Here is a 12935-nt window from a genome sequence, read left to right as displayed (position 1 = left end):
TAAGTCAAAAACGAACGGTTCAAATGCCTTATTGTTTAAGCGTTATAGATTTTATATGTTAATAGGTGCCATCATCTTCTGGCTCTGTGTGTATTGTTTGTTTCACTCCTATGTGTTGTATCCAATCATACTAAAAATTGTCGCTTCCTCAAAAGCTAACAATCAAGAAATCTATGCGCCTACAGAATCTCTTCCTTATGTTTCTTTTGTTATGTCTTTGTACAACGAAGAATCTGTCATTGAAGAGAAATTAGCTACGCTAGCTAATAGTGACTACCCAAAAGAGAAGCTTCGTATTTTTATTGGCTCAGATTGTTCATCCGATAAAACCAATGAATTGGTTGCTGCCTTTGTGAACAAAAATCCTTCCTTCCATTTCTTCCCATTTACAGAACGTAGAGGAAAACCAAGCGTTATCAATGATGTTATCCATAAGGCTCAAATGGCTTGCCCGAATGAGAACGAACACATTTTGATTATCTCAGATGCCAATGTAATGTTAGAGCCATTTACGATTTACGAATTGGTAAAACATTTTAAGAATTCGGATATTGGTTTGGTAGATTCTAATATACAAAATCCAACGTCCAAAAAATTAGGAGAAGAAGGGATTGCCGCTTCCGAAAAAAACTATATTTCTAGAGAGGTGTATATCAAAAATTTAGAAGGGAGAGCTTGGGGACGAACAATGGGACCTCTGGGAGGATGTTATGCCATTCGAGCCAGTTTGTTCGAGCCTGTTCCACCTAATTTTTTGGTGGATGATTTTTACATTGCAATGAAAGTTTTTGAAAAAGGAGGCTTGGCAATTAATGATTTGGGAGCCATTTGTTACGAAGCAGTTCCCAATGATATGAGCGAAGAGTTTCGAAGAAAAACGCGCATATCAGCAGGCAATTTTGCTAACTTAGCTGTATTTAAGCACCTACTTTGGCCACCAGGATCCATGAGTTTTGCTTTCTTGTCACACAAAGTATTACGATGGTATGGTCCCTTTTTTATTCTGGCTTCTTATCTTTGTTTGGCAATATTAGCATTTGTATACAAGAACCAATTCTATTTATGTTTGTTCTTAATGGAGACATTTGGTTTATTTGGAATCCCCTTGTTAGATTGGGGCTTCAAAAAAATAAATCTTAACGTAGTTATTATACGATATATAACCTATTTTAATGCGATGAATTTGGCATTATTTAATGGATTTTTTAAATATTTAAAAGGAGTTCAAAATGGTATCTGGCAACCCACAAAACGAGACGCCTAAGCGCAAGCTTGACACGATAGAAGATGCTTTGGAAGACATCAAAGCTGGTAAAGTAATCATTGTTGTAGACGATGAGGATAGAGAGAATGAAGGTGATTTTATCTGCGCGGCGGAGCTAATAACTCCATCTATTGTTAATTTTATGGCAACGCATGGTCGTGGCTTAATATGTACGCCACTAACAGCAAAACGCTGTGATGAACTAGAGTTGCGCCCAATGCAACAACAAAATACGGCGGTACACGAAACGGCTTTTACAATTTCGATTGACTTGCTTAATTATGGCTGTTCTACGGGTATTTCTGCTTATGATAGAGCAACTGGAATTCAGAAGCTAACAGATCCTAAAACCGTTTCTAGTGATTATGCTCGTCCTGGACATATTTTCCCTTTGATTGCAAAAGATGGTGGTGTATTGCGTAGAGCAGGACACACCGAAGCTGCTGTTGATTTAGCACGATTAGCTGGTCTAAAACCTGCGGGGGTTTTGGTAGAAATCTTAAATGAAGATGGTTCGATGGCTCGCTTACCAGATTTATTTAAAATTGCGGATAAGCACAATTTAAAAATTATTTCTATCGAGGATTTGATTAAATATCGCCTAGATAAGGAAACACTAATTGAAGAAGTTGTTCGTTTGACTGCCCCAACGGAATACGGTGAATTTGATGTGATTGGTTTTGAAGATAAAACAACTGAGAAAAACTTGTTTGCACTAACAAAAGGTTCTTGGAAAAAAGACGAGCCGATTTTAGTAAGAGTACATTCTTCTTTTACAACGACAGATATTTTTGGCGCATTGATGGGAGATTCAGGATCTCAACTACATGCTGCTATGAAACAAGTAAATGAAGAAGGTAAAGGTGTTGTTTTGTATATTGAACAAGATGGTGGTGGTGTTGATTTGATGAATAAACTAAAAGCGTATAAAAAATTCCAAGAGGAAGGACTAAGCATTACGGAATCAAACAGTAGATTAAGAGCGCCAATGGATCAGAGAGATTATGGTATTGGAGCACAAGTTTTGAGAAAATTAGGCGTTAGTAAATTAAGATTATTGACAAATAATCCTAAAAAACGTATAGGTCTGATTGGATATGGATTGGAAATCGTAGAAAATGTTCCTTTGGAAGTAGAGGGCAAACTAAATAATGTGCCTGACGATGAGCGCATCATCTACGAAACTGGACCTAAGTAATCATATTGTCATAAAAAGGAAAAAAGATTGTCTGATGCAATCTTTTTTCCTTTTTATAAAACATCTTTTGCTTTATGTTGTTAGGGTGTAACTTATTTAAAGTTGGATAAAGTAGCTTCTTTTTAAAGCTTTAATAGGGGAGTCGTAATTGTAAAGCGACTAAATTTAGAATCCCTTTAATTATATTTTTAGACGAACAAACAAGCAAGATGAATAAAGGTAGAATTCAAGATACAAAAATGGAGGTAGAAGAAGTTGTTAGAATTAATATGCCAACAGAATATGGAACATTTGAGTTGGTTGCATTTGATGATAAATTAGCAAAAAAAACACTTTTTGCTTTGACAAAAGGTAGTTGGGAAGCAGAGGAGCCAATTTTGGTAAGGGTACATTCTTCGTGTATTACAGGCGATATTATTGGTTCCTTGCGTTGCGATTGCGGTCCTCAATTACAAGCTGCTATGAAAAAAGTAGAAGCCGTAGGCAAAGGAGTTATTATTTATGTGGAGCAAGAGGGACGAGGAATTGGTTTTTTGAGTAAAATGAAAGCCTATAAATTGCAGGAAGAAGGCTTAGATACGGTAGAAGCGAATCTAAATCTAGGATTTGAAGCGGATCAGCGTGAATACAAATCTGTAACACAAGCTTTGCAGTTGCTAAACGTTCAAAAAATTCGATTGATGTCTAATAATCCTTTAAAGCAAAAGGAATTGGAAAAACATGGTTTGGAGGTCGTAGAGAACGTAACTTTGGAAATAGAAGCTAATGAGCACAACAATTTTTATCTCAAAACTAAGCGAGATAAAATGGGGCATATCTTATTTCAACATGGCTTGAAGTAAGTACCTAAGCATAATTTCATATTAGAGCGCGAGTGTGGGGTATTTATTCCCTGTTCGTGCTTTTTTATTGTCTTATCTACTCAACATAATTGTTATGGGGTTGTTTTAAATAATACTTAGCTGCACTATTATTGGAATATTGTTTCGGTCGTGAATTTGGAAACTCAATTTGTGGTCGTAGATTTTTTTGATAAGTAAGTGGGCATAAAAAATTATAGCTAAAAAATAGCTTTATTTTTAGTGCTAGTCGAAGAGGAAAAGTACAGCTTTACCTGCGGTGCTACTGCGTGGTAGCGAGCTAAAGCAAATTTTTCTGATGAAGAGTAGTGCAAAAAAGAAGGTTGTTTAGCTGCGCTGCTACTTCGTGGTTTATAGAATTTTTTCTGAACGATTACTTAATTCTAGCTATATTATTCCAAAAACTAAAACAATCAATTACAATGTCAACCTATACCTTACAGAGAACACAACAACTACCCATTTCCTTAGAAAAAGCTTGGGATTTTTTTTCTAGCCCTAAAAATTTAAAAGCAATTACACCCGATTACATGGGATTTAATATTCTGTCAGGTGCAGATAAGCGAACTTATCCTGGGCAGATTATAGAGTATACAGTAAAGCCAGTATTGGGCATTCCTATGTATTGGATGACTGAAATCACACAGGTTCGAGAATTAGAGTTTTTTATTGACGAACAGCGTGTGGGACCCTACGCCATGTGGCACCATCAGCATTTTTTTAAAAGAATTGAGGGAGGGGTGGAAATGGAAGATATTGTACATTATCGACTGCCTTTAGGTCCCTTGGGGAATATTGCGCATGCTTTGTTTGTAAAGCGGCAATTGGAAGGAATTTTTGATTATCGTTTTAAGACATTAGAAAAAAAGTGGGGAACAATCCATCATCCCAGATAATAAGATCAAACGTATTTCTTGCAAAAAGAAAGATAAAACCCCAATCTAAGTTGAAAGATTTAGATTGGGGTTTAAATTAAGCTCCTAAGCTTCGTTCTCCAATTCTTCTAATTCTAATTCCGCAGCTTCCCATTTTTCCATTGTCTCAGCGAGTTTAACTTTAGTTGCTTCATATTTAGCAACAGCGGTATCGTATTCTACGGTTCCAAAAATAGACATATCAGCCATAGTCGCTTCATATTTTTTCAAATCTTCTTCTAAGCGATTAATTTTACGTTCTGCATTTTGGACATCTTTTTTCAGTTGTTTTAAGCGTTGATGATACTCTTTGCCTTCCAACTTAGGTTTTTTGATTGTCTTGTTGCTGGTTGTATTGGTTTTGTCAACTTCGTTTTTACCTGCTTTTCCTAAACTTACTTCTCTAAAAGTATCTAAGGCACGTTTTTCTAAGAAATATTTGACATCTCCCAAATAAGGTTTTAGTTTTTTATTATTAAACTCAATAACTTTATCGGTTAAACCTTCTAAGAAATCTCGATCATGGGATACTATAATTAACGTCCCATCATAACGCATAATGGCATCTTTTAAAACATCTTTAGAACGAATATCCAAGTGATTGGTCGGCTCATCAAGTACCAATAAATTAATCGGACGTAGCATCATACAAGCCAACGCCAATCTAGCGCGCTCACCTCCAGAAAGAACCGATACTTTTTTGTCGACATCTTCGCCAGAAAATAAAAAAGACCCCAAGATATTGCGCAATTTAGTTCGCATTTCAAAAGGAGCATTTTGATCAATGGTTTCCAGAACGGTTAGTTTAGGATCGAGTGTTTCAGCTTGATTTTGAGCATAATACCCAACTGCTACATTATACCCCAGTTCTGCTGTTCCTTCTGCTTGGATTTGCCCCAAGATAATTTTAGAAAGTGTTGATTTTCCCTCACCATTCTTACCAACAAAAGCAATACGCTCACCACGAATGATTTCCAAATTAACGGCATCTAAAATGTTGCGTTCACCATAGTTTTTGGTAACATCTTTTACTTTTACAACAACTTCGCCAGAGCGAGGAGAGGGAGGAAAGGTTAATTTCATTTTGGCACTATTAACACTATCCAATTCTATTCTTTCCATTCGATTCAGTTCCTTCATAAGAGACTGAGCCATTTTTGCTTTATTGGCTTTCGCACGGAAACGATCAATCAATTGCTCTTTTCTAGCAATTTCTTTTTGTTGGTTTTCAAAAGCATTTTGTTGTAATTCTCTGCGCTCTTTTTGGAGAATTAGATACTTAGAGTAATTGGCTTTATAGTCGTAAGTTTTTCCTAAGTCTATTTCTATGGTTCGCTTGGTAACGTTATCTAAGAATGTTTTATCATGCGAAATAACAACAACAGCACCTTCATAGGTTTCTAAGAATTGTTCTAGCCAAATGATAGATTCAATATCTAAGTGATTGGTCGGCTCATCCAAAAGCAAATAGTCTGGACGTTGTAGCAACATTTTAGTTAGCTCAATTCTCATCTGCCAACCACCACTAAACTCATCTGTTAAACGGTTAAAATCGGTTGGCATAAAACCCAATCCCATAAGAATTTTCTCTGCATCAACTTGAATTGTTTTTCCACCCATGACACGATAACGCTCATTCAACTCATCCAATTCATTAAATAAATTCAGATAAGATTCACTTTCATAATCTGTACGAGTTTCAATTTGATGATTGACCTGATCAATATCAGCCTCCAACTGTTGTACCTCTGCTAAGATACTTAAGGTTTCTTCTAGAACAGTTTTTCCTTTCGGTAAACTCATATCTTGATGTAGAAATCCAATGGTTGTACCATTCGGGCGAACTACATTTCCTTCATGAGGAGTAACATCTCCAGCCATGATTTTTAATAATGTTGATTTACCAGCACCATTAAGACCTACTAGTCCCACTCGATCGTTATCATTGATAGCCAAAGAAATTCTATCAAGAACAGTTCGATCACCATATTTTATAAAAACATTATTTATACCAAGCATATTGTTATATTAGTAGTTCGTTGATTTTTTACTAAAAAGATAAAAAAGCACATTTATATTAGTTTACTTCGTGAGCGCTGCGCTTTTAGTTAGCTGCGCTGCTACTTCGTGGTACTTCGTGAGTGCTGCGCAGTTGATAATCAAAATTTTGACACAAAATACAATGAGTTTTTAACTTGTTAATTATCAATCTAATAAAGTTTAGCTTCGCTGCTACTACGTGGTTTTAACGAACTGTTGTTACATCAAATTGAATAGAAAAAATAAAGATCAAGTTAAGTAACGATAAAAAAGCATCTTTCGATTTGCCGAATCTTTTGCCCTATTTTTAGCTAAAGTTTTGGGCACGTAATCCATTACATTTTGCAACTTTAACTAAAAATGGAACCAAAATCTTACTGCAAATTTTTGAAAACTTATTTTTGAACGTTACTAAATTGGCAAAGATTTATAAAACTACTTTGTATGTTGTAGCCCAAACTTGGGGCAAAGATAATAGATTCTTATTAAAACAAAGGGTAAATTCTTTTTTAATCAAAAGGTATTGTTTCGTTAATACTTACCTGTGGTGCTGCCAGGTAGTAATAAGACAGCCAACTACTAATTTTATATAAGAAGCTTCTTCCTAACAAAATCTTTCTTAAATTGCTTAAAAGTTTGTAGGACAAATGCCCTTTTGAAGTTATTGCGAATAAACATTTTGACGTTCAGCTTGACAACCAATACTAGAGAATCGTTTAATGACTACTAATTAAAACTATAATGAATAACACACCACAACAAACACAATATTATCCTGCTATAATTCCTTTTCGCCAAGGAGAGAAATGGGGGTATTGCACTAGAGACAAAGATTTTATTATCACTCCCCAGTACGATCAAGCGGCGCCTTTTGTAGGAACAATCGCTAGGGTTATGTTAGGCGATAAATATGGATTGATAGATAAAACAGGAAGTATTGTTGTTCCAATTGTTTGTGATTTTATTGGTAATGAGTATGACCACTCCTTGTTGAATGAGGATAATTCTTGCACGATTATAAAAGATGAAAAATATGGATTAGTCTCTACAGATGGCGTGATATGGGCAGAAATGATTTATAATTCTGAGGAAGAAGCATTTCATGCTGCTGCTGAACGGGGCTGGAAAGGTGGAATTGTGAAGGATGATTTTCCTGAAATCGAGGCAACTGTTTTGAACCAAATCCATGCTGTAAAGAAAATTCAAAAGGGAATTCTTCGCTTTCGGCAAAATGATAAATGGGGCTTAATGACGGAGAAAGGAGTACTGTTGTTAACGCCTACTTATGATGAAATAGAGGATTTAGAAAACGACTATTGGCCTTTTCGAGAAGGGGACAAATGGGGCTTGTTAGACCTTGAAGGAAATATAGTTCTACCTGCTCAGTATGATGCCGCCAGAGGCTTTTCGAATGGTCAAGCTGCTTGCCAAAAGGACGGACTTTGGGGAGCTGTAAATCTTTCAGGACATTGGATATTTGAACCTCAATTTACAGAATTAGGAGAGTTCAAAGAAGGTTTATCTGCGGCTCAAAAAAATGGCTTGTATGGCTTTGTTGATGAATATGGTGCTGTACAGATAGATTTTCAATATCCTTATGTGTTGGATTTTAGTCATGGGGTTTGTGCGGTTTTGGAGGAAAAAGAGATTTATTTTATTAATGATACGGGAACTATCGTTAGCGAGCGTTACAGGGCACTGTTTGGTCCCAATGAAGATTTGTGGATGCATGTAATGAAGGGAGATAAGTGGGGGATTGTACAAGCCAATCATTCTTTTGTCTTACCCATTCAATACGATTTGCCAAAAGCAATGGGGCAGGTGTTAAATGAAATTAAGAATGGCATGATTCCAATCAAGAAAGGAGCCTTGTTAGGCTTTGCCAATTTGGAAGGCAAGGAAGTTGTTCCTCCTCAATATGTGATTGTTGACCCTTTTTGTGAAAGACGATCGCTGGTTGCGACGTTGGATCCTAAATTAAATGGAGATAAAACCCCTAGTTCTATAGAAGAAACGGGTTCTTTATCAGGCGTTTTTAATTATGGTTTTATTAATGAAGAAGGTCGAGAGGTGATTCCAAGGAAATACATTTTGGCACATCGTTTCAAATATGGCTTAGCATTTGTCAAAAATGAGAACTTTCAAGTAGGCTACATCACTTATGATGGAACAGAGTATTTTGAAGATTAATAGAAATTGTTGTTCTTACTAAGAGGGTAGAATAAGTAGGTCAAAGGTCAGAGACTAGGAGTATATGAACAAACCTTTAGCCTCCAACCTTCGACCTATTTACCTAAACATATTCCATATAGATTTCGCAATCTTCTGGAAGCAACTCTTCTAAACGGTTTTTATATATTTTTTTGAAACCGTGGTGATCGTGAAACATTCTACTTTCATAAAAATGTATCTTCTTTAGATTTTTTAAATTACCCCACGAATCGGGGATTTCAAATATAGTGGCATCATTGTCATAAACAGTCTGTAAACAACTATTAAATTTTAATTCTTCCAAAGTGGGTAAGAAACCAATTTCCTTAGGAATCTCAGTAAAAATATTATCACTAAGACTAAGAATACGGAGCTTCCTTAATCGAACAACATCTTTAGGAAGTTTTTTTAGTTGATTATACCGCAAGTGCAATACCTCTAAGTCAGGATAGTTACTCAATAGATTATCAATATTATTTAACGTATTATGAGATAAATCCAAATAAGTTAGCTTTTTCCAATTTTTAATCATTGTAGGGATATGCGCCAAGCGATTGCTAGACAAGTCCGCCGTTTTAATATCCTTAAACTTTTCCAAAGGAGAAAATAAATCGTCAATAGCTTCTTGGTTTCGCAAAGCCGACTTCTTATACGTATTAGAAGTACTACTAGCATAGTGCTCAATTCCAAGAAAACAAGCGCTAAAATTGATGTGCTCAATATCGTAATCTTTAATTTCTATCGGAAACTGAACCAAAATAGTTGATTTTAAATCAAGCAACTTTTTTTCTGGAACGTAAAATTGTTCTTCGATAATTTGCTTGATAAGTTTGCTATCTTGACTGTGTTGAAACAAATAGAGTACGCCTTCACTCTTACCGTTTGTTCGATAAGCATATTCTGCTAAAGCCAAAGGCGTTAAATCGAGCCCTTTTCCGTCTTTGCTTCTCAAAACAGTGAAATTAGGATAATCCCTCAAATCCAAAACCAAACCTTGAGAAGAGCCTGAATTGTCATTACAAGCAATAATTGTCTGGATGTTTTTAAGTTGATTAATCTCTGGCGGAACAACAATACCTTCTCCCAATAGCAAGTGGTTGAGATCCATGATATTTAGGTGTTCCAACTGTTTTAGTTTGCAAATGACCATTGGAAACTCTACAAATTTATTGTTAGAAATATCCAAATGTTTTAGCTTAGGCAAGAGAACAATAGCTTCGTTCAGTTTGTCCAATTTATTACTAGAGACATTTAAGATCTCTAGATTTTGAAAAAGTTTAATTTTGGTTGGTATTGTCTTGATTTTATTACTGCTTAAGTCAATTTCCGTTAACTCTTTGAAGCTGTATAATTCACTAGGAAAGGCAGTCAAAGCGCAGTCATTAATCTTAAAGACCGTACCTGTAATAAATGTACTTAGTAGTTCTTTTTTAAGCTTGGTAGGTAGGCGATCTAGCAGGTATTTTAGCCCGACACCATATTTGTGATACATGGCCAGTGCCATTTTCATTCCATCCAATGCTCCTTTACTCATTTTTACATAGGCATCAATATTTTTTTTAATGGTTTGTTCTGTAGGAACAACTTGCCCCTTTTGAATAAGGCGTCGATCGCTGTTCATAATCTCAGAAATAAAATTAAATTTTTGTTGGTGTAAAAACTCAGCTGCTTTTCGTTTTAAAGCTTCATTTTCCGATAACTTGAAGACAACGAAAGCTTCTGTTAAAAGCTCTTTTGGAAAATTCTGGGCATCCAGAATTTCAAAAGCAATTTGTGTATTATTATCGTCAGTACTCAAAAGTAAAGACGATAAATTCTTTAACTCTTCAGAAGTTAATTGCATACTAAAATTGTTTCCTTAATGATAAACATGAGCTTATTTCTCTGCAACGTGTGCTTCTCCTCCACACGACAAAACCTTTGTCAGCTACAACTAAAACTTCAGTTTTGTACGAAAACACAAAGTCAAAACCATGTCCCAAAAATTTTTGTCTATCTCTCTTTTTTGAACTATGTGTAATTGATTGATTTTTAGTTCAAAATAGAGCTGTTCATATACCGGTATTAGAATTTGTCAAATTTAAAGCCAAGCTATTGACAGCAATTTTGAGAGCAAAAAATGAAGAGAAAATTAGGAGATGGATGTTGTTTTGTTAACATTTGGAAAGCATAGAACTTCTAGCCTATAGAAGGAAAGTTTTGAACAACTTTTGAATTGCGAAATTGTTAAAACTAAAGGAGTAGTATTAGTGATTTTAAAATATACTTTTAATATAAAAAAAATAATTAAGTTAGTTTAAATCAATTATTTATAAAGGATTTTAGAAGTTATTTTTTATTATTTATAATTAGTCTTAATATTGATAGTCTAAAAAAATACAACCTATTTGGGCATTGGTTATTTGAGGTGTAAGTATAAGTTTCGTATAATGAGGCGTTTGTGGCTATACGAAATAGGCGTTTTTAAGACTTATTAAATATATCTTAAAATTATTGAGGAAAAATGGCAAAGAGCGATTTTGGATATAATTGGCACAATTACTCTATAACGTAGAGTGAAAAATATCTCTTTGAGACAATTAAAAATCCCATTAAGCAATTGCCCAATGGGATTTTTATAAAATGAATGATGTAGAGGATCAATAGTTAGCTTTACTGCTACTGCGTGGTTTCAACGACCACGAAGTAGCAGTAAAGCTAACTACTAGAGGATGTGTTCTACCTAAAAATAAGCTTACCAGTATAAGAGTGGGCTATGTCTTCGTTCTGAATTTTATAAAAGTAAATGCCATTGGGCAAATCCAATTTTTGTAATACAATAGAACGGCTAGTTATTGAGTTAGATCGGAGCATTTTTCCTGTAGTATCGTATAACTCTAGACTCCAATTCTTATATTGAGAAAAGTTTTGAATTTCGATTGTTACTTTATCAGAAGCGGGAACAGGATACACTAGGATATCATTAGAGGACGCTGCTAGTTTAGAGGTAGATGTATTAACTGTACAATCAATATTTAGGGGAGTGCCCCAAGTCGTACCACTTTTAGAGAAGTAGACCAATTCATATTTTTGTACCCCCAAAACAGTTCCATAATTAACAAAGTATCCGCCACCAAGCCCTTCGATATAGGTGTGATAGGTGGCAAAAGAACCAATTAGTTCTGACCAACAATTGGGACCAACTCGATAGTATTGTTTGTCTACTCGCTTCGATCTTCTATTGGTTGGAGGATCTATTAAGAAAGTTGAATAACTCATAGAATCTGAGCGTATTTCATTAGAAAGCTGATTTAGGTAGGTATGTTCAGAAAGGATAATCGTTTCAACAATGGTATCGACCGTTATGGTGGTGTCTGGCGTAGCACTCATGCTTTGGCTATGATAACGATTTTGGCAACGAGCCATCGTATAAGTTAACGTATCTTGATTGTTTGAAACAACTTTGTCTAAGACAACTTTACGAATATTTTTATAGTTATATTCCCAAGGTGCAGAAGAACTCTGGTAGTAGTCTTTTATGTGAAAAATATCGCCAATATCATAATTAAAAATATCACTAGCTGTTACATTGACAGTACCCAAGTCAGGTGCACTACTTCCTACTAAATGATAACTGTTTGTATCAAGTGGAAAATTGGGCATGGCATAAAAGCTAACTAAACCATAGTTCTTAGAAAATTTAATTTCTTTTTGGTTAAAAGGGTTATTAATATTGTTATTGGAACTATTTTTTACTTGAAGTTGAATGGTTTTAACGCTGTCCATTGTTCCCAAAATGGAGCTATTAACAACACCAACCACCTTGGCTTCAATATAATCTTGATTGGGGAAGGTGTAGAGCCGCCATGTATCGTTGGTGTTCGCCATTGTTTTTATTAGAATACTGTCGTTGTGGCGATTAAAAAACAAATAATCTCCATTGGGATAAGCTAAAATTTGGTGCCCGACCCAAGATGAGTCGTGTACCATAATTTGGCAAGACCCTGTGTAAGAAGTTTGGGTTAGTACTTGGTGATTTCGATAAAAGGTATGATTGCCCAAGTTATTGGTAGAGTCAATTCGAATTGATTCTATGGTTGTAAGACTACCAATATTGTAGTTGTTCACATGCCTGAAGTGTTTCTCCTGAGTGGGGGATATCAAGGCATAGTTTTGAGCATAGGCATGTTTGAAGGTTACTAAAATTAGTAAAAATAGGAATGTTTTTTTCATTTTAATTTAGCTTTAGATATTACAATAGTTGGTTAAAACCATGTAGTAACAGTATTAAAAATAACAATAAAAATTATTCAGTTTCTAACATGTTATTAGTACTATCCTTTGGAATTTTGATAGCCCCAATTACATGTTTCTGAAAATGATTATGTGGGGATTTTTAGCTAGAATTAAAATGAACTCTCCTATAAATATAAGTTATTTTTTAGTATGATTCAAGTCCTTTAACTTTT

Annotated in this window: 8 protein-coding genes; 5 read left to right on the top strand and 3 right to left on the bottom strand. The window is 35.0% G+C overall.

What is annotated here, in order from left to right; translation table 11 throughout:
• Positions 1–55: 55 nt before the first annotated feature.
• From QP953_RS18100 to QP953_RS18085, 4 genes are all read left to right on the top strand, one after another.
• Positions 56–1264: a glycosyltransferase gene (locus QP953_RS18100; protein WP_052594274.1), complete on the top strand. Its 1209-nt coding sequence runs from the start codon at positions 56–58 to the stop codon at positions 1262–1264.
• Positions 1230–2462, top strand: coding sequence for a 3,4-dihydroxy-2-butanone-4-phosphate synthase (gene ribB, locus QP953_RS18095; protein WP_063833034.1), 1233 nt, complete (start codon positions 1230–1232; stop codon positions 2460–2462). Before QP953_RS18100 ends, ribB begins: the two co-directional genes overlap by 35 nt.
• Positions 2463–2671: 209 nt before the next feature.
• Positions 2672–3304, top strand: coding sequence for a GTP cyclohydrolase II (gene ribA / locus QP953_RS18090; protein ID WP_052594270.1), 633 nt, complete (start codon positions 2672–2674; stop codon positions 3302–3304).
• Positions 3305–3744: 440 nt separating this feature from the next.
• Positions 3745–4218, top strand: a complete 474-nt coding sequence (locus QP953_RS18085; protein WP_052594268.1) for an SRPBCC family protein — start codon at positions 3745–3747, stop codon at positions 4216–4218.
• Between the two features lie 84 nt (positions 4219–4302).
• Here QP953_RS18085 and QP953_RS18080 read toward each other — a convergent pair whose 3' ends face one another.
• Positions 4303–6255 carry an ABC-F family ATP-binding cassette domain-containing protein gene (locus tag QP953_RS18080; RefSeq protein WP_052594266.1) on the bottom strand — a complete coding sequence of 651 codons (1953 nt, stop codon included), beginning with the start codon at positions 6253–6255 and terminating at the stop codon, positions 4303–4305.
• 762 nt (positions 6256–7017) lie between these two features.
• Here QP953_RS18080 and QP953_RS18075 point away from each other — a divergent pair.
• Positions 7018–8466, top strand: coding sequence for a WG repeat-containing protein (locus QP953_RS18075; RefSeq protein WP_309552236.1), 1449 nt, complete (start codon positions 7018–7020; stop codon positions 8464–8466).
• A 103-nt stretch (positions 8467–8569) separates the two neighbouring features.
• On the opposite strand, the gene QP953_RS18070 is transcribed toward QP953_RS18075, so the two are convergent.
• Positions 8570–10330 carry a hypothetical protein gene (locus QP953_RS18070; protein ID WP_052594261.1) on the bottom strand — a complete coding sequence of 587 codons (1761 nt, stop codon included), beginning with the start codon at positions 10328–10330 and terminating at the stop codon, positions 8570–8572.
• Between the two features lie 875 nt (positions 10331–11205).
• The gene (locus tag QP953_RS18065) at positions 11206–12699 is read right to left on the bottom strand and encodes a T9SS type A sorting domain-containing protein (RefSeq protein WP_309552234.1); all 1494 of its coding nucleotides are present in this window, start codon (positions 12697–12699) and stop codon (positions 11206–11208) included.
• Between the last annotated feature and the right edge of the window lie 236 nt (positions 12700–12935).

The organism is Aureispira sp. CCB-E (genome assembly GCF_031326345.1).
GTDB lineage: Bacteria > Bacteroidota > Bacteroidia > Chitinophagales > Saprospiraceae > Aureispira.
The sequence above is the reverse complement of the archived record's forward strand: the minus strand, read 5'-3'. Positions and strand labels throughout refer to the sequence as shown.